16 protein-coding genes are annotated in these 20,635 nt (G+C 49.9%); 4 read left to right on the top strand and 12 right to left on the bottom strand.

Annotated elements, in window-relative coordinates; translation table 11 throughout:
• Positions 1–12: 12 nt before the first annotated feature.
• The 9 genes from DXA36_RS06635 to DXA36_RS06595 form a co-directional block, all read right to left on the bottom strand.
• On the bottom strand, positions 13–1,077 hold the full coding sequence (locus DXA36_RS06635) for a LacI family DNA-binding transcriptional regulator (RefSeq protein WP_118677548.1): 1,065 nt from the start codon (positions 1,075–1,077) through the stop codon (positions 13–15).
• A gap of 43 nt (positions 1,078–1,120) precedes the next feature.
• Entirely contained in the window at positions 1,121–2,773 is a 1,653-nt protein-coding gene (locus DXA36_RS06630) for an ABC transporter substrate-binding protein (RefSeq protein ID WP_118677546.1), read from the bottom strand.
• Between the two features lie 69 nt (positions 2,774–2,842).
• Entirely contained in the window at positions 2,843–3,751 is a 909-nt protein-coding gene (locus tag DXA36_RS06625; protein WP_118677544.1) for a carbohydrate ABC transporter permease, read from the bottom strand.
• 18 nt (positions 3,752–3,769) lie between these two features.
• Positions 3,770–4,714, bottom strand: a complete 945-nt coding sequence (locus tag DXA36_RS06620; RefSeq protein ID WP_118677714.1) for an ABC transporter permease — start codon at positions 4,712–4,714, stop codon at positions 3,770–3,772.
• Between the two features lie 465 nt (positions 4,715–5,179).
• Positions 5,180–6,232 (bottom strand): NAD-dependent epimerase/dehydratase family protein, encoded by a 1,053-nt coding sequence (locus tag DXA36_RS06615; RefSeq protein WP_118677542.1) that lies wholly within the window; start codon positions 6,230–6,232, stop codon positions 5,180–5,182.
• Between the two features lie 40 nt (positions 6,233–6,272).
• Complete coding sequence (locus DXA36_RS06610; RefSeq protein ID WP_118677712.1) at positions 6,273–7,211, bottom strand: hypothetical protein; 939 nt, start codon at positions 7,209–7,211, stop codon at positions 6,273–6,275.
• A 365-nt stretch (positions 7,212–7,576) separates the two neighbouring features.
• Positions 7,577–8,374, bottom strand: a complete 798-nt coding sequence (locus tag DXA36_RS06605) for a hypothetical protein (protein WP_147366555.1) — start codon at positions 8,372–8,374, stop codon at positions 7,577–7,579.
• Between the two features lie 61 nt (positions 8,375–8,435).
• Positions 8,436–9,860: a sensor histidine kinase gene (locus tag DXA36_RS06600; protein ID WP_118677538.1), complete on the bottom strand. Its 1,425-nt coding sequence runs from the start codon at positions 9,858–9,860 to the stop codon at positions 8,436–8,438.
• Entirely contained in the window at positions 9,857–10,516 is a 660-nt protein-coding gene (locus tag DXA36_RS06595; RefSeq protein ID WP_182478961.1) for a response regulator transcription factor, read from the bottom strand. Before DXA36_RS06595 ends, DXA36_RS06600 begins: the two co-directional genes overlap by 4 nt.
• Before the next feature lie 220 nt (positions 10,517–10,736).
• On the opposite strand from DXA36_RS06595, the gene DXA36_RS06590 reads away from it, so the two are divergent.
• Positions 10,737–11,057: a hypothetical protein gene (locus DXA36_RS06590; RefSeq protein ID WP_118677534.1), complete on the top strand. Its 321-nt coding sequence runs from the start codon at positions 10,737–10,739 to the stop codon at positions 11,055–11,057.
• Between the two features lie 72 nt (positions 11,058–11,129).
• On the opposite strand, the gene DXA36_RS06585 is transcribed toward DXA36_RS06590, so the two are convergent.
• The 3 genes from DXA36_RS06585 to DXA36_RS06575 all read right to left on the bottom strand — a co-directional run bounded on the left by DXA36_RS06585 (position 11,130) and on the right by DXA36_RS06575 (position 16,182).
• Positions 11,130–12,665, bottom strand: coding sequence for a response regulator (locus DXA36_RS06585; protein WP_118677532.1), 1,536 nt, complete (start codon positions 12,663–12,665; stop codon positions 11,130–11,132).
• Between the two features lie 50 nt (positions 12,666–12,715).
• Positions 12,716–14,635 (bottom strand): cache domain-containing sensor histidine kinase, encoded by a 1,920-nt coding sequence (locus tag DXA36_RS06580; RefSeq protein ID WP_118677710.1) that lies wholly within the window; start codon positions 14,633–14,635, stop codon positions 12,716–12,718.
• A 134-nt stretch (positions 14,636–14,769) separates the two neighbouring features.
• Positions 14,770–16,182 carry an extracellular solute-binding protein gene (locus tag DXA36_RS06575; protein ID WP_118677530.1) on the bottom strand — a complete coding sequence of 471 codons (1,413 nt, stop codon included), beginning with the start codon at positions 16,180–16,182 and terminating at the stop codon, positions 14,770–14,772.
• Positions 16,183–16,469: 287 nt separating this feature from the next.
• On the opposite strand from DXA36_RS06575, the gene DXA36_RS06565 reads away from it, so the two are divergent.
• Genes DXA36_RS06565 through DXA36_RS06555 form a run of 3 tightly spaced genes read left to right on the top strand, consistent with a single transcriptional unit; the run spans position 16,470 to position 20,579 of the window.
• Entirely contained in the window at positions 16,470–17,369 is a 900-nt protein-coding gene (locus tag DXA36_RS06565) for a carbohydrate ABC transporter permease (protein ID WP_118677526.1), read from the top strand.
• A 12-nt stretch (positions 17,370–17,381) separates the two neighbouring features.
• Entirely contained in the window at positions 17,382–18,743 is a 1,362-nt protein-coding gene (locus DXA36_RS06560) for a carbohydrate ABC transporter permease (RefSeq protein ID WP_118677524.1), read from the top strand.
• A gap of 6 nt (positions 18,744–18,749) precedes the next feature.
• The gene (locus tag DXA36_RS06555) at positions 18,750–20,579 is read left to right on the top strand and encodes a right-handed parallel beta-helix repeat-containing protein (RefSeq protein WP_118677522.1); all 1,830 of its coding nucleotides are present in this window, start codon (positions 18,750–18,752) and stop codon (positions 20,577–20,579) included.
• Positions 20,580–20,635 lie beyond the last annotated feature (56 nt).

The raw sequence follows: 20,635 nt of genomic DNA, 5'->3' as shown, positions 1-20,635 counted from the left end.
CTTTTCCGTCTTTTACGGATACATTTTTCCGGTTGATTTACGCAGCAGCATTTCGTATCCAAGATTTGTCACTGCGCTGTAAGCTTCTCCCCGCAGCCGGTTTATAAGCTGTCTTCCCACCACGTTCCCAACCTGCCTTGCCGACACATTGACTGCCGTAACGGCAGGGGAAAAACAGTTCAGATTCATACTGTTATACAGAGAGGCAATAGAAATATCCCGGGGGATCCGATACCCCTCCGCCTGCAGGGCCGACATAACCCTGGTACAGATCACATCGTCTCCGCATACAATGCATTCCACCTTCCCGGCAAACATATCGCTTATGATACTGCTGAGTAATTCCGTATTGTCAAAATCAGGGTAACATAGCTGATGTGCTTTTGACAGCCCGTATTTGTCCAACGCGTCATAACAGCCCTGGCAGCGTTTCTGGTTCACCCGATACGACATTTCCCCGAAGAGCATGGCAAACCGGCGGTAGCCCTGCCCGATGAGAAGGGAAACAAGGCTGTTTGCCGCCGCTTCGTTATCAATGTCCACCTGGATGATCTCCTCATAATCGCAGGTCCCGGACAGAGCCGCAGGAAAATGCTGCTCCGTCAGATACTGAAGAAGCCGGTCATGCTCCAAATCACGCAGGAGAACAATACCGTCCACCTGCCTTTTCTCCACCAGTCTGCGGACGTTGGATATATCATTGGGGGAACCGATGGTTATTAACACATTATATTGGAGCATAGTTGCCATTTCACTGATTCCCAGAAGGCATTCCTGAAAGAACGGGACATTGGTGGAATAAGCGTCCACCGGAATCACCACCGCTATGTTTTCCGTTCTGGCCGGCCCCGTCCCCGGTTCTTTTTCCCGCCATATTCCCTGTTCCCTGGCATAGGCCTGTATTTTCAGTCTGGTAGCTTCCCCAATCCTGCCCTTCCCTGACAAGGCACGGGAAACGGTACTCTTGGACACTCCCAGTTCTTTTGCTATCTTTTCAAGAGTAATTTTCCCATACCTCCTATCATTGACATTCCCACGGGCAATGAGCCAAACGGACGTGAGGACCGACAGGCTCATTCCTCACGCGGGAAGGCAGAACTGCCGTTCCCTGCCAGCTTATTTACCCGCGGGTTGCCAGCCAGGCATCGTACTGTGTATAGAATTCGTCATATATATTCTGCAAACCTGCATCATAACATTTCGTTATCATCTCGTCCAGTGTGGTTTCCACGCTGTCCACAAGCCCCAGCTCCAGCATGGGCACATAATCGGTGAGTACCGCGGTAACTGCGGAAACATAAGATTTCACATTCGTATCGTCGAACACAAAGGTGATGGTGGGATTCATCTCCACCCGCTCTTTCCAGGCATCGGTAATGGCTTTTTCCCGTTCCGGCACGCCGGCTTCCGTCAGATCACCGTTCTTGATGGCCCAAGAAGCGGAAATGGCACTGGCTGAGAATTCCGTTGCCTTATCCAGCTCGGTATACTGCCCCTGATCGTCAATGCTGTAGTGCTCTCCCTCGATACCGAGAATCAGCAGTCTGTTCAGATAGGTATCAAACTTAATCATGTCCAGAACCATGGCTGCGCGTTCCGGATTTTTGGATCCGGCTGTAATCGCCATATCATTGTTGGAATATGCCTCTGCGCTCACCAGATGATCGGTCGTCAGGTCATAGGCCATGCATTCCACACCTTCTGTTTTTTCCGCCTGCTCCATGTAGGTAAATACGGAAGCGTTCCAGGCGATGGACGCACCCTGGAGATTGCCGAACGCATCGTCATCCGTTACCGTATTGGTCAGCGCGCTGCGGCTCCAGCAGCCTGCATCGGCCATTTCCTTCATATCTTTGGCATAAGCCAGGAAGGAATCAAATTCATAGGCAAGCTTAATATCTTCTTTTGCGGGAATATCCCCTTTATATTCATACATCATGTCCAGATAGCTGCTGTCCAGAGCCAGGAACGTATCTGTCTGCTGGCGGTACACATCCCACAGCTCATTGTTGTCTCCGGAAGCCGCCAGTGCATAAATACCGCTTTCCGGTGTTTCCTTTTCGGCAATCGTGAGCATATACTTTTTGTAGTCGTCCCAGTCCTTAAGTTCGGTCATTCCGTATTTTTCCATTAAATCCTGACGTACCGCCACGATTTTGCCCATAGGGGATGCCACATTGGAAGGGACCGCAATTGTCCGGCCGGATATGGTGGTTTCATCCCAGCTCTCGGGCGCCTGGTATTTCCTCGTCAGGGGCATATACTTGGTAATGAATTCGTCCGAAAGCTCATAGAAGGATCCTTTCGCCGCTTCGTTGTACATATAACACCAGGGTGCCGTAAAGATCAGATCCACCTGTTCGCCGCCTGCCAGCACCAGGGAATACATGGTCTGATAATCACTCCAGCTCATAAAAGTAACGGCAAGCTGTGTGTTATAAGGCTTCAGGTATTCATTGACCAGGCTGAGAGCCTTCTCCCAGTCGTTGGGGACATCACCTATCAGGTACATATTGACTGTGTAATCCTTGCTTAAATCTGTAGCTGCGTAGAATGCAGGGGATGCGGTGATCGTGCCTTCCCCTACCGCCGCCGGCAGGCTGTCAAGGGCTGCCGTAGAAGTCTCTTCCCCTCCGGCCGCTGTGGATTCTGCGGCCGGCGTCGTGCCGGCGGAGCTGTCGGACGTGGCGGCCGGAGAGCCTCCGCAGCCTGCGAGCAGGGTAACCAACAGGCATACAATAAGTGAAACGGACAGTACTTTTTTCTTTTTCATAGCTTTTTCTCCTTTTTTATAGTTTGTGATGCGAAAGTTGTGGACTGTACGGCCCTTTTCCGGACGCCGTCACCCTTTAACCGCACCAATCGTAAGGCCTTTCACAAAATAACGCTGGACAAACGGATACAGAAGGACAATCGGCCCTGTGGCAATAACCGTCATAGCCATTTTCATACTTTCCAGCGGCACGGAGGGGAGCGCCATACCTGACTTTTCCGCCACGATCCTCATAGCCTCCGCACTTCCCAGCATCCTCTGCAGATAATACTGAAGGGTGAACATATTTTCATTGGTGATATACAGCATGCAGTTGTACCAGTCATTCCAGTAGGCCAGCGCTGAAAACAGGCTCAGTGTCGCCAGCAGCGGCTTGCTCAGAGGAAGGATCAGACGGATAAATATTACCAGATCATTGGCTCCGTCCATTTTGGCCGATTCACTGATCGCACTGGGAATCCCTGCCATAAAAGACTTGGCAATGATCATATTCCATACGGAGAACATCAGCGGAAGCAAAATCCCCAGATACGAATTCTTGAAATGCAGATAACGTACACACAGCATATACCAGGGTACCAGCCCGCCGCTGAACAGGGTGGTAAAGAAAAAGAAGAAGGACAATTGATTGCGCCACGGAAAATCCTTTCGTGACAGCACATACCCTGTCATGGTGGCTATAAATACGGATAATACCGTACCCGCCATGGTAACGCCGATCGTAGTTCCGTATGCCTTCAATATGGATATCGGGTTTTTCAGGCACAGCAGATAGCTCTGTATGCTGAAATCAGTGGGCAGCAGCGGATATCCGTTCCGGATCAGCGAAGCCTCCGATGTAAATGAAGCGACAATAATCAGGTAAAAGGGAATTACACACAGCAGGCCGAACATGCCGATCAAGAGATAACCCATCACATTTATGGCAAGCGCGTCCCTGCTCATCGTCCTTTTGTGATGTATTTTTTTATTAGCCATAGCTCTACTCTCCCTCCATCAATATAAGGCATAATCCGGTTCTACTTTTTTCACCAGCTTATTGCATATGGTAATTGTTACAAAGCAGAGTACCGACTGGTACAGACCGGCGGCGGCGGATACTCCGATATCGCTGTTATTAATCAGCAAACGGAATACATAGGTATCTATGACGTCCGTCACAGGCTGGAGCAGGGCGCTGCTCTTAACCGTCTGGTAGAACAATCCGAAATCTCCCCGGAAGATGTTGCCGATTCCCATAAGTACCAGAATCATCATGGTGGGAATCAGGGAAGGAATGGTTATGTATCTGATCTTCTGCCACGCATTGGCTCCGTCAATGGCGGATGCTTCAAACATTTCCTGATCCAGCCCGGTAATCGCGGCCAGATAAACCACGGAACCGTAACCCGTCTGTTTCCAGATTTTCAGGAAAATAAGGACGAACGGCCATGCCGCCGGCGTATTGTATAAATCAAAGGCTCCGGCCCCCAGCATATTCAATACATGATTAAATACCCCCCGTTCATAGTTGAAAATGTTATACATAATCGCTCCGGCCACTACCCAGCTGATGAAGTACGGCAGAAACATAAAGGACTGCGCAATTTTCTTAAACCATTTTCCGAACAGCTCATTCAGCAGGATAGCGCTGCCCATTTCAAAGATAACGCCTAAAAAGAGAAATGCCACATTATACAATAAGGTATTCCGCGTTACCTGCCCCAGCTTTCCGGCGACCAGCAGCGCCTTGAAGTTGTCCAGCCCTGTCCATGGAGAACCATAAATGCCGCCGGCATACTGGTAATTTTTAAACGCCAGCACAATTCCTGTCATAGGCACATAGGAAAAAATAACAACATACAACAGTGCCGGCGCCAGCATCAGCAATAACATCCAGTGTTTTTTTGCGGTTTTCCAAAAAGATGGTTTGTACCGCGTCTGTTCTGCTACCTTCTTCATTTTTTCTTTTTTGCTCCTTTCCTCCCGTCCGGCTTCCATGCTCCCTATTCCGGGCCTGCATGGCATTCTGATAAGTGTAACTGTTCAGAATTTTTGCACACCTGAACCAATTTTACGTCCGGGGCAGTAAATGCACTGCCTTGCTGAACAATTGCATAAAAATATACATTATATCCAATTCATTTTTTGCGCATCCATTTGTTATCATATATTTTGCTGTATTTTTAAGTATATTTAATGATATCATTGTAATTTATCACAATCAATTCGCAATAAAAACAAAGATTCTTTATCCACACAGTATATACTTTCTAAATTTATTCCCCTTTTTTGCGCAACTGTGCGCAACGCAATAAGCGCAATCCATGCAACCCGGATTATGTCTGACCGGACTGCTTTCCGTTAAAAAAGGGATGACCCGCAGAACGGGCCATCCCTTTTTTCGTTATTCACACTTCTTATTTGTCATCCCTGCCGCAGGCTGTCAAGTGCCTTCTGCCTTGCCGCAATCACCCGGTCACACCAGGCGTCAAACTCCGGATCCTCCCTCTGAAGCTCCGGACGGGCCAATACCTGCGCTACGGTTTCCCGAAGCCCCTGCTCCATGGTCTTTGCCGGAGAAAAGCCGGGCACCAGACGTTTCAGCTTCGAGATATCAAAAACGACCGTATTGGCTTTATCCCCGAACAGCGAACCGCTGAAGTCATACCTTCCTCCGTCCGCGGCGGCAAGGAATTCTGTGGAAATATGAACAGCATGCAGTTTTACCCCAAGCGCATCGGCAACCACTTCATAAATCTGGTTCCACGTCATGCTTTCCGGCGACATGATCTGCACCGCCTGTCCCAGGGCATGGGGATTCCCAAGCAGGCCGATAAATCCCGGGGCAAAATCACTGTTATGGGTCATGGTCCAGAGAGAAGTGCCGTCGCCGTGTATGATCACCGGCTTTCCCTCCAGCATCCGTTTCAGAACCTGCCAGCTGCCATTTAAACCATGCAGACCAAGCGGCACGGAACGCTCGTCAAAGGTATGGCTGGGCCTTATGATGGTAACGGGGAAGCCGTCCTCCCGGTACCGCTTCATGAGGTAATCCTCCCCTTCTATCTTGTCCCGGGAATACTGCCAATAGGGATTGCACAGCGGTGTACTTTCCGTTATTAAATAATCCGCACATGGCTTTTGATAAGCCGATGCGGAGCTGATATAAAGAAATTGCCTGGTTCTGCCCTGAAAAAGCCGGAAATCCCTCTCCAACTGTTCCTTACGGAAAGCGATAAAATCTGCCACCACATCAAAAGACATCCCTTCCAGCAGCTTCGCCGCTTCTTCCTCCCTGTTGATATCCGCAATAATCTCCCTGGGACGGTTCCATTCCCCCGTGCCAGGCAGCTGCGCCGCCAGCCCCTCATTCCGGTTTCCCCGGTTAATCAGATACAGCTCATGTCCCTGCTCCAGAAGCTTTTTGGAGATCGCCATACTGATGGTACCGGTCCCCCCGATAAATAATATCTTCATTTTTCCTCCGTTCCGCCCGTTTCAAGGGCTGTTGTTGATCCTAAATCTGTCCGACAAGAATTTCTGCTATCTGTAAATCGGTTCTGTCAGGATCGGCATCTATCAAATCGGCAACCTCCCCGACATATGCCTCCTCCAGCTCCAGATCCTCCGCTATATCCGGCACGGTATATCCCTTGTTCCTTTTTTTACGGATGATTGCCACTAATTCGGCTTTCCCTTCCGCTTTTCCTTCTGCTTTTCCTTCCGCTTTCCCATCATTAAACAACATTGTTCCCAGCTTTGTCATCGCTAATATCTCCTTTACTCTGCTCAGTTCCTTCTCGTCCAGGAATTTATCCGCCAGCGTATAAAGCACGGCAAACATTTTTTCCAGTTCCATCTCCGTTACTGCATTACCTGAATTCTGCAGGACTTGTAAACTTTTAATAATCCTCTCTCCGATTTCCAGGCTGCCGGACATCAACGGCGTTAAAAGCAAAGGCACCAGATCTGCTTTTTCCAGTATTTTTCCCTGCTTTTGTTTCCTGTCCAGCCCGGAAAACAACAGATCCGAATCCGAATCCTTCAAACGGACAAGCTTAACCCGATACCTATTAATCCCTTCCGCCAGTTCAGTCCTCAAATATTTTACTTTTGAGGTACATATCACATAAGTAACCACCGGGCACTGAAATGTACGGCTGGTAGCCGCTTCATATTCACGAAAGCGCCTCAAATCCTCTCTGGTAATGGCATCGCTTTCAAACTCCAGATGCATCAGCACACCTTCTGCAGAAAAATAATTAAAATCCTGATACATCTGTCTCGCCTCAAGCTTCACCCTTTCGGTAGGTGCGATGTACTTTACCGTACCGGGAATACCCAGCAGAGGCAGCAGCTCTTTGCCGAAATACTGCGCTGCTGTTTTCAGTGCCAGATCCTCATGGTGTATTTCCCGTGCTTCGGTCTGTTTCTCTTTCTGTTTGTGTTTATCCACACAGCCTCCTGTTCCGTAAGCCATGTGTAAATTTCCGCCCTCCACATAATTATATCTGAAAATCCAACACCGGACAACCGCCTCTTACTCTTTTCCTTTTTTGGTTGCTACTCATTTTTTTCTCATTTTATGAATTGTTGTCCGAATAGGACAGAAATAACGAATTGTTTTTGAATAGGGTCTGAATGGAATTGCGGCGACAGATTTTTACACACCTTCGGCCGCCGGTGCCTTTTTATGATAACACAGTATCCACACACAGTCAAATACCCGTACCGCCATGCCGGGCGGTACGGGTATTGTGGTTTTCCTGTTCACTCCGTGACCAGTAACGTATTGTGCGATGCCGTCATATCATACTGCCGTCATCCTTTTCCGGAGCCTGCCTCTATCGGTGTGATCCATCTCATAGCCCGGCCCCTGCTCTGCCGGTCAAAGCAGTCCACCTTGCCGGAAGCCACGTCCACAGTCACCACGATGGCCCCGTCCCTGCCGTCCTTATATATGACGGCGATAGAGGTATCGTTGTTAAAAGCTGCACCCAGAAGTTCGATATCCTCTTCTGCAGACAGTTTTTTGGAAAGAAGGAACTGCCTGGTGATTTTTTTCGCCTCTTCCACTGTCGGAGGTCTGTCGGCATCTTCCCACACCGTATTCATCCCTGCCAGATAGATATCTTTGATCTCCCCGTTTTCCAGAAAAGAAACTATATATTCCGGCGTCACATATTCGCCATTGAAATACCCCGTTTCTTCTCTGTTTTTCGGGGAAGAAAAAAAGAGGGTGGTATTGGCTTTATAAAGATCCCCTTCATAAACCTCTTCCGGAGAAAAACGGCTGCCGATTTCAAAGTCCTCTGCATCCAGCGTAACATCAAAATAATAGTTCAGAGCATCCACAGCCTTCTGCACCAGCTCCGGCGGAGCCGCCTCCAGATTCGAGCCGGAAGGTTCCCCGGAAACCTGTGTGCCGGCTTCCGCTTCTATCTGTATGCCGTCCTGCTTCTTTGCAGAGGTCTCGATCCACTGCTGCGTCTGCCTTTCTGCCTCCGCGGAATCCCCCGAAGCCGTTCCGCCGCCGTCAGGCGCTTTGGCCGCACACCCCGTCAGCACCAGCGCCAGAAGCGCTCCCAAAAGCAGCAACAATTGTATCCTTCGTTTCATTGGTAAATCCTCCTCTTTCTCAGGCCGCTATGTACCTTTTTTGTTTTGCACGTAATACAGACTACCCGGTTTTTGTAACCTCTTTGTAACAGGGAAACATGATTTTTACCATTGTCCCTTTTCCCACCCGGGAAACAAGCTCGATTTTTGCCCCATGGATCCGGGCGATATCCGAGCAAAGGGAAAGGCCCAGCCCAACGCCGTTATTCTTCCGGTTTCTCACCTTGTCCACCTGGTAAAAACTTTCGAAAACCCGGGCCTGTTCTTCCTCCGGTATTCCTTTTCCTTCATCCTCCACCTCTGCGGTGACGGATCCGCCCTCTTCCCTGAGCCTTATCCATATCCTGCCGCCTGGTTCGGAGGCTTTTCCCGCATTATCAACCAGATTGCCGAACAGGGTCAGCAGCAAATCCGGTTTGGCAAGAAGCAGGACCGGTTCTCCGGGTAATACCGTCTCCAGCCGCAGTCCCGCTTTCCCCGCCGCAGGTTCATATGCCATGACCGCCTGCCGGATGATATCTCCTGCGTCACAAGGCTCCATATCAAAGGTATGCCTTCTTAAAAAGATCATATCCATCATCACTTCCGAAAGCTTCTCAATCCGTTTGCCCTCCCGGAAAATGCACTCGCCCAGCTCCTGCACATACTCTTCGTCACCGCTGGTGGAACGCAGCAGATCCGCATAGCCCACTACCGCCGTCAGGGGGGTGCGCAGTTCATGGGTGAAATTATCCGTAAACCGCTGCTGCTCCTGGTTTTTCCTTTTAAGCTCCTCCACGGTGGTCGCAATAGCATCCGCCATTTTGTTATAACTTTCCGCCAGTTCCCCCGCTTCGTCCTTCGTCGTGACAGGTATCCTCTCCGCATAATTGCCTTCCCCTGTTTTCCTCACGGAAGCCGTCAGTACGCGCAAGGTTTTGGTAAGCCTTCCGGTGAGCAGATACAGGCAGACAGCAAGCAGCACCGCCGTTCCCGTAGCTAGCCGGAAGAAAAAAGCATACTGCTTGGCCCGATCCGCATAGATACCGCTGATATCCACGAAAAAGAGGTTCCGTATTGTTTTGTCCTTAAGAGGGAAAAAACTGCTCAGAATCAGATACTGCTTTCCGTCAATTTCCTGTCTGCTGTACGTTGCAAGCCTGCTGGTATATTCAACCTCCACAGCCACCGGCTGTTTAAAATCCAGTGTACTGTACAGCACCTTGTCATCCGCCAGGATTTCCAATGCTGTTCCCTGGGAATTCACCCTGCTGTCCAGATAGTCCGTAACCGCATCCTTACTGCCGTTATCCCCGTTTTTTTCACGTTCAGCCCATACATACTGTTCAATCCCCGATGAAATACTTTCCTGCTCATCTCTGGCCTGCTGCAGGATCCGGTTGAAGGAGAGCTTACAGCTGTTTTCTATGGTCAGGATATTAGCTCCTGTAAATACCGCCATAAAAAGCAAAAGAGCAGAAATCATAATTTTTTGTCTCAGCTTCATTCCTTATCCGCCTCCAGTCTGTAACCGATTTTCCTTACCGGTACGATAACGCCTTCCAGCCCCAGCTTTTTTTTCAGGCGCTGTACATGCACATCCACTGTCCTGCTTTCCGGATCGTATTCCCCGCCCCAGACCTCTTCGTAGATCCGGTCACGGAACAGGGCTATGTTCCGGTTCCGCAGAAAAAGCAGCAGCAGATCCAGCTCCTTCATGGTGAGTTCAATTTCCGTCCCGTCTCTTTTTACCGTTCTGGATTCCCTGTCAATATCCAGACCCGCCACCTTTATCCGGGCCTGCCCCTTATGATACCTCCTCAGCACACTCTCCACCCTGGCCGTAAGCTCGGCCAGTTCAAAGGGTTTTGTAATATAATCGTCCGCCCCTGCCCTCAGGCCTTTAATCTTATCCTCCAGGCCGGATTTTGCCGTAATAAAGATAACCGGTATCCCGAACTCTTTGCTGTATTCCAGCAGCTCATATCCGTCGATTTCCGGAAGCATAATATCAAGAAGAATCAAATCATACCGTTTCTGCTCCAGGAAATCCGCCGCCGTCTTTCCATCGTAAACACATTCGCAGGAATACCCCGCCTTTTCCAGCCCTATCCGGATGAGCCTGGCAATCATTTCCTCATCTTCCACAATCAATAGCTTCACCGTCCGCCGCCTCCTTTCCTTTCTGTATAACCGCAGTATATCCCCCATTTGTAACAAACCTGAAACATCTCCGGACAAATACACCGGATATTTTCTGCACGCTAATGCAATATATACCGGTTAGATACTATTTAGAGAAACCTATGCTATCCTTTCCTAAAACTTCCAGGAGGGATAACCATGAATCCTAAAAAAAGAACGCTTACACTGGCCTTGATACTTGCCGCGGGAACCGTCTGCCGGAGAAGCTCCCGGATCCGGTGAGCCGGACGCAGAAGCGTCCCCTTCCCCTGAGCAGACTTCCGATCCCACTCTGGAAGGGCTTTTCGAACTCTATACGCCTGAAGAATATGAAAAGGTTGTGGAGAACGTCAGAAGCGTTTTCGGCGCCGGCAATCCGGATGTCAAGAATATGAAAGAAGATTTGGAGAAATTAAGATCCGACAACGGAAAAGGTAATTATGTCATTTATAAATCCGCGTTCGATACGACGGCGGAAGAGGACGGGGGACCGTCGGCACAAGCTTTAACCCTACGATAGTCATGAGGCCGGATTTGGTAAGGAGGGATACCCCTCTTACGGCAGAGAATTACCGGAAGCATACCTATGCATTCACCCCTCATTTTTCAGCAGCCTTTCCCTGTATTCACTGGGCGTCATCCCGACGGACTGTTTAAATACCTTATTAAAATACCGGGTATTATCATACCCCACCATAATGCTGATATCGGCTATGCGGTTTTCCGGATTTTCCAGCAGCTTTTTCACCTGTTCCATCCGTATTTCCGTCATATATTCCACAAAGTTTTTCCCGGTTTTTTCCTTAAAAAGCCGGCTTAAATAATTGGGGTGCAGATAGAACTGCTCCGCCAGCATATTCAGGGTAATATTTTTACTGTAATTCTTCCGGATGAAAAGCTGGATTTCCCGGATCACACCTTTCCCCAGCTGCTTTTCATCCGTTCCGTCAAGCCCCGAAGCCAGCAGCCTCACATAATCGGTCATACAGGCGATGGTGGTTTTATAGTCGCTGCAAAACAAGATATTCTCCAGCACCTTGTTCAGCTGTCCATGGAGATCCAGCCCCTTTGGCTCCATGCTTTCCAACATGCTGTTCATTTCTATCAGACACCGGATACAGGTGGTCTGGAACCGGGTGATCACAGGCCGCTGCATGCAGATATTTTCCAGGGCTAGCTCCATCTGTGCCGCGGCCTGGGCCCGTTCCTCCGGATTCATGAGTTTTCCGGTAAGCTCCATGACAATGTCGGGAACCTCCGGCGCGCTCTGTGCGTAAAGCGTTTCGATATTTTTGTACCAGACAATCCCCCGCTTTTCTCTCGCTCTGCGGTAGCGCAGGGCATATTCCGCTTCCTGATAGCCTTCCCGTAAATCCCGTACCCCATGTTTATATTTGCTTAGCCCGCAGGCCCATTCCTGTTCCACCCGGCAGGTCTGTTCCAGCATCACCGCAAACTTCTCCGCTTCCGTCCCTTCGCTGCAGGGAATCACTGCAAAGATCCCGTATACATCCTGATCCAGAACATAAGCGTCCGGCACAATCGCTTTTATGTTCTTCCGGAGCGCTTCCTTTTTTAAACCGATTTCCTCATCCGGCACGTCGTTTACCATGAGCCTTGCTGAAAATCCATACCAGCTTTCCAGAGACGGCAGCTGGTATTTTTCCTGTTCCACCTCGCTAACACCTTTGACCACCGATATCAGAAGCCCCTCAATCCGGTTATCGCGGATTTCCTTTTCCCTGCCCTCTTTTTCAAATTCCGCCTTCAGGCGGTCCAGTAGGGTTTCCACTTCCTGCAGATTCACCGGTTTGCTCAGATAGTCCACCGCACCGTAGCGGATCGCTTCCCGGGCGTAGGAAAACTCACTGAAACCGCTTAATATCACGGTCTTTATACCAGGGTACGACTGCTGCAGGATTTGCAGCATATCCAAGCCTGTCTTTCCGGGCATGCGGATGTCCAGGAAAATAACGGCGACCTCCATATGTTCCAGCTGCAGAAGCGCCTCCTCCACACTGTTGGCGCTTCCGGCTGCCTGGAACCCATGCTCCTGCCATTTCACAAACTGGGTAAGTCCCCTGCATACAATCTCCTCATCATCCACGATCAATACCTTGTATGCCATCCTGCTCCCCTCCTCCTTCTGTCTTTTCGTGTAACGGTTCCGTCCTGTCCTTATGTCTTTTCCATATTTTCCGAGCGGCTTCTCACCGGCAGTGAAATTATGATTTCCGTCCCTTCTCCCTTTTGGCTGGTAAGCCGGATCCCATAGTCCTCTCCGTAAAAAAGCCGGATTCTCTGATTGACATTCACAAGCCCTATGTTTTCTTCCGCAAAAGTCTCTTTTTCCATAACAGAGGTGAGTTTTTCCAGCTCCTCCTGCGACATCCCTTTTCCGTTATCCCTGACGCTCACAAGCAGCCTGTTTTCCTCCCTGCAGGCACGAATCGTAATCCCGTATCCTCTGCTGGCATCGCCGAATGCATGCACCACCGCATTTTCCATAATCGGCTGCAGCATAAACTGGGGGATATATAATTTTTCGTCCTCCGGATCCACCTGAAGCTCCAGCGAGATTTTTTCCCTGTGCCGGAAATTAATGACCTCCAGATAAGCCTTGGCGTGTTCGACTCCTTCCTTCAGCGTAATGGTATTTCCTCCGGTGCGCATCCCCATACGGTAAAGCTGGCTGAATTTCTCGATCATCTGCGTGACCGGGCTTTCCCCGCCGGCTTCATACATGGCCTCCCAGCGGATAATATCCAGGGTATTGTAGAGGAAATGGGGATTAATCTGCATCAGCAGCGCATCCAGCCTTGCATTGATCCAGCTGATGGAAACCTTCTGCCTCCTGATTTCCGACAGATAGACCTGTTCGATAAGCTGATCCGTTTTATCCGCCATCTCATTAAAGCGATCCCCTAAAATAGTGATCTCATCGTTTCCGGAGTTTTGGTATCTCTCGTTCCATTTGCCGTCCCCGGCCATCTGCATCACCTTAATCAGCTGCCCCACCGGCTCCGAGATACTGCTTGTGACATAATAGGATATCACCGTGCAGGCAATCACAACGGCCAGTAATACCAGAATACACAGGTTGCGGATCTGATAGGTCCCGGCATACAGTACATCCAGATCCGCAACATGGGCTACAAAGGTAAACGTATTGGGTATCCTCTCATATGCCAGAATCAGCTTCTGCCCGTCGCCGCTTATTTCCCGGATCCCCTTCCCCTGCTCCTTCATTTCCTGGAACAGCTGACCGTCCTTGGGAAAAGCCGGTGCGGATATACTGGGATTAAACCACATCAGGATCCCGTCTTCCCCTATCATGAACGTATTTCCGTCATTGTAGGCTTCATACCCCTCCATCGCTCCCGCAAACGCATTCAGGTCAATATTCAGAAGAAGAACACCCAGGAACTCCCTGCCTGCCGGCGCATACACCGCGATACCCAGCGTCACGATATTGGCAAGGCCATAGACGCTCTGTTCGTTTTTATAAAAAATCTCGGTCTGATCCGCGGTGTCAAACCAGACGGGATATCCGTTTTTTTCCTGGGGCAGCCTGTAAAAATCCGTCTGATAAAAGGCTTCCGGATCCCGGATGATACCGCCCCTGCGGTATCCGCCCGGTTCCACCATATAATATGGTTCCTCCGGCGTCACAAACTGGATATTTACGATATATTTCCGCCCATAGCCAATATTATAAAGCGCATTCTCGATACAGTACCGGTTCTGTTCATAGGCTTCGCTGTCCAAAGCCGCCCCCGGCTCCGCGTTTTCCAGCAAAGCCCGCACCACCTGGCTGTCATCATAAAACCGCAGGGCCTCCGCTTCATATTCCTGCATGGTGTCCTCAATTTTCAGCGCCACATTCTGGACAAGAAGGGAAATATACCTGTCTGTATTTTTACTGATCTCATCAGAATATTTGTAAAAGCTGAAAAAAGTAAGGAAAATAGCCGCCGTTATCAGAAGCAGCATAAACGACGTATTGAGCCTGCGGAACAGGCTTACCTTCCGGAGCATTGTTTTGATATGCCTGTCGGCCTTCCTGCCTGTTTCTTTTATTTTCTTAAGTATGCGCATATGCCGGCATCCCCCCACCGTCTGTCCTGCACCAAATTATACCACAGGTATTTGTAAATGCCAAAAAGTGCAAGAATGAATTCTCACACTTTCTGGCTGCAAGGTCTTATATTCCCCGGGTATCTGCAATAAGATTATCTTTTGTTCGCTTCATTAAAGGCATCCAGCGCCTCGTTTTCACAGAGCTTCTGGGCATCGGCGAACTCTTTTTCCGGATCCGCATTGGGATCCACCAATATCTTCTGTACGGCCCTGTCCACATAAGAGCCGAAGTCAGCCTTTCCGTAGAATTCCAGACGTCCTACTGTTTTGGCAGCTTCCAGGACTTCCTTATATTCTTCCGGGAATTCATAAAAATCAGTCACGCTCATATCATCACGGGGTATGATAACCGGATTGGGCGCTCCCTTGGTAGCGAGATTTTCAAAAAAGGATGTCAGATATTCTTTGCTTGTATAATAGCTGATGTATTCCCATGCCGCGTCTTTCTTGGCCTGATCCGCTTTTGCGTTGATGACATAGCAGGTACCGGCAATTGCGGTTGTCTGCTCTCCCGAAGGACCTGCAGGAGGGAGACAAAGGCCGATGTCATCCGGATCAATCCCGTTGCTGATGGCTTCCGATACCCAGTCACCTGCAAACGGCATCATACCGATTTTTCCAAGGCCGAAATTCGTTACGAGATCGCCGAATTTCAAAGTGAGGTCACTCTGGAGAACCCCTTCACTGCGCAGTCTCTGATAAAACTTTGCGGCTTCTATTACAGCGGGATCCGTAAAGGTAAGCTCCGCCGTCCCATCCGCATTTTCTTTCGTCAGATCCCCGCCGGCCTGCCATACATAATACTGGAAAAACCATTCGGTCCACTCCGCCGCCAGCGTTGCATAGCCGGTGATCTGGTTGGAAGGATCGTTGACTAACTTAGCCACTTCAATGGCTTCATCCCAGGTTTTAGGCGGTTCCGTCACGCCTGCGGCCTCCAGCAGCGCTTTATTGTATCCGAACAGCATGGGGGCAACCGAACCGGGAAGTCCGTATACGTTACCGTCCCGTGTGAACATATCCACATATTCTTTTGTGAAATTCCCCCACTCATCCCAATTGTCCGTATAGGTATTGAGCGGTTCCAGGATACCGGCAGCGATATAGGAATTCATCATAGTAAAGGAGCAGTTTACCAGATCCGGTGCGTTTCCGGCAGCCACGCCCTGGTAAAATTCGTTGCCCGGGTCCCCTTCCTTTACCACCTTATTCAGGGTAATCCAGGGATGTTCACTCAGAAACTGGTTTTCCATCTCTGTAGACCAATCATCCGTATTGCGGCTGGTCACCCATAAGGTGAGTTCCACCGGCTCCTTTTCCGTATCCTGTGCCTCAGTCACGGCTGCCGGCTCTGAAGTTTCCTCTTTATCCCCTGCCGTATCTTCCGCAGCGGTCTGCCCGGAAGGCGCGGCCGCCGTATTTTCTGCCGGCTTGCTTCCACAGCCGGCCAGCAGGCCGGCAGCCATACATAATGTCAAAACAACAGCCAATGCTTTCTTTTTCATTCTGTTTCCTCCTTTTTGTAGTCCCCCAACAACAGCGAACTCGTTTTGATAAAACTATCATAACAAAAAATAATATTTCTGAAAACGATACAATATTAACCGAATACGCGGAAAATGTCACTTTTCTTAAGCTTTTTCCGGGACGGGCAAAACAGCTTAAGAAAGGTGACATGATGGTTTATTTTATTGATTATGTACCTCTTTCATTCTATTTATAATAGGGTTAGTATCCGTACGCCCACTATGGTGTGCACCTTCAAATAATTTACTTCGGGGAGGATTGATCTATGAAAGGAAACAAATTTACCGGAAGCTTCGGAAGCTACACATTCCGGAAAAAAGCGGCGCCCTGGTGCATCCTGGCGCTGCCCATGGCCTTTACCGTATGGCTGAAATACTATCCCATTCTCAGCGCCTTTTATATTTCCTTATTTAAATACGACCCTATTAACCCGCCCGGCAGATTCGTAGGCCTTTCCAATTATATCGGCATGTTCCGTATGCAGTATTACTGGGATGCCTGGAAAAATACGTTTCTTTTCCTCCTGCTGCAGCTGGCGATGTGCTTTTTCATCCCTCTGATTCAGGCTCTGCTCCTAAACGAACTGATCCGCCTCCAGAAATGCCTGACCACCCTCTATATCCTGCCGGCGCTTATCCCTACTTCCGTAAACGTCATTATATGGAAATGGATCTGGCATCCCGATTATGGGATTGCCAACCAGATCGTGAAGTTTTTCGGCGGCCAGCCCCAGGCCTGGCTCAGCGATCCCGATCTGGTCAAATTCTGCATTATTTTCCCCGGTGTGCTGGGGGGCGGGCTTACCGTTCTTCTGTATTTGTCCGCCATACAGGGCGTATCCTCCGACATCATGGAATCCGCTGCGCTGGACGGCTGTACGGGCTTCGGCAAAATTTTCCGGATCATCCTGCCCAACATTTCCTTTATGATATTTATCCAGCTGATCATGTGTGTGATCACCACCATGCAGCTTCTGGACGCCCCCTACATGTATGCCTCCGGCGGCCCCAGCGGGGCATCCACCACACAGGGGATCTTCATCTATAATGCGTTTAACCAGGATTTGAATTACGGCCGCGGTTCCGCCGCTTCCGTCATTCTTCTGCTCGTCATCGCCGCCCTGACCATGCTGCAGATGCGCTTTGAAAAATCAGAAAAAGAATAGGAGCCGGTACTCATGAAAAAAAAGAACGGAACAAAAAAGAACCACATTAAACCGGGAGCTTCGGAACGCAGGCTGAAAATCTGTGCGGTCACCATCTCGCTGCTCTTTGCCGCCCTCATGCTCTATCCTCTGATTTTCGCCGTTTCCAGCGCTATGAAGGACAATGCCAAGATCTATGAGGTACCGCCGCAGCTGCTTCCGGACAGCGCCAACAGCCTTTCTCTCGTCATAGACTATTCCGGAAAGGATTTCGGCGATGAAGCACAGCTGAAGGATGCCATGCTCCAGGATAACATTCTGGCAATGCTCGGCATCAACTATAAACTGGCCGACCAGTCCATTATGGAGATCCAGGTCTATGGGACAAAGGACGGCAAAACCCTGTTCTATTCCAGGGCACATCAGATGAAGCTGCAGATGGAACGGGATTATGGAATTTATTCCAGAACGACCATCAAAAGGGATGTCCTGCTTCACGGCGACCGCTATCTGAGGGCCTGCGAATCCATCGGCTATGAATTCGATCCGGACGGAATCACCCGGACACCGCCCGAAGGCCTGGCAGACACCTTTTACCAGCAGGTCTCGGCGACGCTTGCCGAAAACTACGCGCTCAACGGCACGCTTGCCGGCGCAGGCAGCCGAACCAAGAATCTGCTCAATCTGGAAAGCTTCCAATATTATCTCCAGATGCCGGCCTATATCTATCCCCAAAGTGAAACCATTGTCAAATTCGGTTTTATGACCTTTGTCATGAACAGCGTGATCGTCATCGGCTTCGCCATGATCTCCCAGGTCATTCTCTGCTCCGTCTGTGCCTTTGTCATCAGCCGGCTGCTGACGAAAAAAGCGGGGAATTTTGTACTGCTCTTTTTTATGGGAGGCATGATGGTCCCCTTTGCCAGCATTATGCTGCCCCAGCTCATCATGTACCGGCAGATGGGCGCTTATAATAACTATGCCGCCCTGCTGCTGCCCTTCCTCTACCCCTTTGGTTTTTATGTGTATCTGTACAAGGGCTTTTTTGACCAGATCCCCGGAAGCTATTTTGAAGCCGCTTCTCTGGACGGTGCCAGTCATTTTTACCTGTATACCCAGATCTGCATGCCGCTGTCCAAAGCGATTATTTCCCTGATCGCCCTGCAGACCTTCATCGGGAACTGGAACGATTTCTTCTGGGCATGGCTGGTAACGGAGGATCAAAAGCTGTGGACGCTGAATGTGGCGCTGTATAACATTTCCAACAATATGGGAACCAAACAGAATGCATTAATGGGCCTTGCCGTCATAACCATAACCCCGGTAATCCTTCTGTCCATCCTCTTCTCCAAACAGCTGAAGCAAAGTATTATGGCGTCCGGCGTGAAAGGATAACAGGAAATGGAAAAAACAGATACTTCTTTTATGGAAACACTTGAAAACGAACTGGCAGGCCTGCACATCCGCAGACCCGCCCCGGGGCGCAGTGTCAGCGTTGCGGACTTTGGTGCAAAACCGGACGGGAATTCCTGCAATTATAAGGCCTTCGCCCGGGCGCTTGTCTGCTGCCGGAAAGAAAAGCTGGAAACCCTGCTTGTCCCCAGGGGAGTCTATCGCTTTAAAGAATGCGGCGGGAACGCCCATCTTGATCTGGATGGAATGGAGAACTTTCTTTTAGACGGCCAGGGAAGTGAATTTATTTTCGAAACATGTAAGCCCTATCTTTCTGTCTGCGGCGCACACCGGATTATGATCCGGGATTTGGTTCTTGACTGGAACTGGGAAAAAGCCCCTCTTGCCAGCGCCGGCATTGTAACGGAGGTCGCAGCGGACGGCAGCTATATCGAATGTACCTTTCCCGCCTGTAAAACCATTCCCGACAAGATGCATTTTACTATTGTAGGTCCCTTTGATCCGCACCGCTATACGCCGGGCTGCAAAAACGGCATGGAATTCCGTCCCTATAAAAATGAATATGTAAAAGACAGCGGGGATGAAGAAACAGACGCCCGTATGCATGAACTGATCCGGGAACTGTCCGGGGTGTTCAAGCCGGTCCAGGAGAGAGTGGATGCCAATACCATGCGGTTTTATACCGCGGATCCGGATTTTACAAAGCAGCATTTTCATCGCGGAGACTGCTATAATTTCCGGCATTATGAATACAGCATCCTCACAATCCCCATTCGGGATACGACCGACTGTACCCTGGAAAATATCACCATTTATTCCTCCCCCGGAAGCGGTTTCGTAGGAAACGGGGATATCCATGGCCTGCATTTCAAAGGCTGTAAGGTCACCGTCCGGCCGGGCACCGCCCGGAGCATTTCCACTGCCACAGACTGCCTTCACATCTGTAATTCCCAGGGGAATTTTATCATAGAAGACTGTGAATTCGGGTTTGCGGGGGACGACTGCATCAATATCCACGACAATTCCTGCATGGGAATAGAAATTACAGGCTCCCATTCCCTGATCGCCCAACGGGCGGTAAAGGAATCCGTGCTGTTTGAGCCTGGTTTCCCTGTGGAGCTGCGCAATCCGGATTTGTCCCCAACCGGTTATGTATCCAGGCTTACGGGTGCCGATTATAATCCCCACAGCCGCACCTGTATGCTCACCTTTGAGGATCCCCTTCCACAGTCCCTTTCTCCCGGCACCGTTCTGTGGAACCGGCGTTTTTCCACCCAAAACTATATCATACGAGGCTGCCGCTTTACCAACAACCGGGCCAGAGGCATCCTTCTCCAGGGTTCCAACGGGCTGGTGGAAAACAATGTCTTTGAAAACATCCAGGGCGCGGCCATCCAAATCGAAACCGGCTGTGAATCCCGCTGGAGCGAAGGCCACGGCGTGAGCGGCCTCCTTATCCGGAACAATATCATCCGCCACTGTGACCTGAACGCCTGGCAGATGGCAGTGCTGTATATGGGTGTGTACCTGCCGGGCGACAGGACGGAGGAACCGGTTTTCCGTAATGTAGTAATCGAAAAGAATACGTTTATCGACTGCCCCAGGCAGGCCATGTTCCTTTCCTCCTGCCGCAATGTCATCGTACGTGACAATGTCATCATCAACGCGCTGCAGCTTCCTCTGGAGGAAGCCTGCTACGGATCCAGCACCATGGAAAAACCGGTGTACGGGGAAACCTACCGGGGGGTTATCCAATTTGAAAAGGCATCCTGCATCCTGGAAGAAAACAATACGGTTCTCTCCATGCTGCAGCATTAGCAGGGCAAAAACCTCCTTGAATCGCTTGTATTATTAGATTCTTTTGTTATCTGATG

The organism is Eisenbergiella sp. OF01-20, from assembly GCF_003478085.1.
GTDB lineage: Bacteria > Bacillota > Clostridia > Lachnospirales > Lachnospiraceae > Eisenbergiella.
Note: the sequence above shows the minus strand (reverse complement) of the source record. Positions and strands in the feature narration are given on the sequence as shown.

What these genes read in the sequence shown, in the direction of transcription:
- DXA36_RS06575 (WP_118677530.1), bottom strand. Translation starts at nt 16,182, where the DNA reads ATGAAAAAGAAAGCATTGGCTGTTGTTTTGACATTATGTATGGCTGCC.
- DXA36_RS06615 (WP_118677542.1), bottom strand. Translation starts at nt 6,232, where the DNA reads ATGAAGATATTATTTATCGGGGGGACCGGTACCATCAGTATGGCGATC.
- DXA36_RS06605 (WP_147366555.1), bottom strand. Translation starts at nt 8,374, where the DNA reads ATGAAACGAAGGATACAATTGTTGCTGCTTTTGGGAGCGCTTCTGGCG.
- DXA36_RS06555 (WP_118677522.1), top strand. Translation starts at nt 18,750, where the DNA reads ATGGAAAAAACAGATACTTCTTTTATGGAAACACTTGAAAACGAACTG.
- DXA36_RS06560 (WP_118677524.1), top strand. Translation starts at nt 17,382, where the DNA reads ATGAAAAAAAAGAACGGAACAAAAAAGAACCACATTAAACCGGGAGCT.
- DXA36_RS06580 (WP_118677710.1), bottom strand. Translation starts at nt 14,635, where the DNA reads ATGCGCATACTTAAGAAAATAAAAGAAACAGGCAGGAAGGCCGACAGG.
- DXA36_RS06635 (WP_118677548.1), bottom strand. Translation starts at nt 1,077, where the DNA reads ATGAGCCTGTCGGTCCTCACGTCCGTTTGGCTCATTGCCCGTGGGAAT.
- DXA36_RS06625 (WP_118677544.1), bottom strand. Translation starts at nt 3,751, where the DNA reads ATGGCTAATAAAAAAATACATCACAAAAGGACGATGAGCAGGGACGCG.
- DXA36_RS06600 (WP_118677538.1), bottom strand. Translation starts at nt 9,860, where the DNA reads ATGAAGCTGAGACAAAAAATTATGATTTCTGCTCTTTTGCTTTTTATG.
- DXA36_RS06585 (WP_118677532.1), bottom strand. Translation starts at nt 12,665, where the DNA reads ATGGCATACAAGGTATTGATCGTGGATGATGAGGAGATTGTATGCAGG.
- DXA36_RS06565 (WP_118677526.1), top strand. Translation starts at nt 16,470, where the DNA reads ATGAAAGGAAACAAATTTACCGGAAGCTTCGGAAGCTACACATTCCGG.
- DXA36_RS06620 (WP_118677714.1), bottom strand. Translation starts at nt 4,714, where the DNA reads ATGAAGAAGGTAGCAGAACAGACGCGGTACAAACCATCTTTTTGGAAA.
- DXA36_RS06630 (WP_118677546.1), bottom strand. Translation starts at nt 2,773, where the DNA reads ATGAAAAAGAAAAAAGTACTGTCCGTTTCACTTATTGTATGCCTGTTG.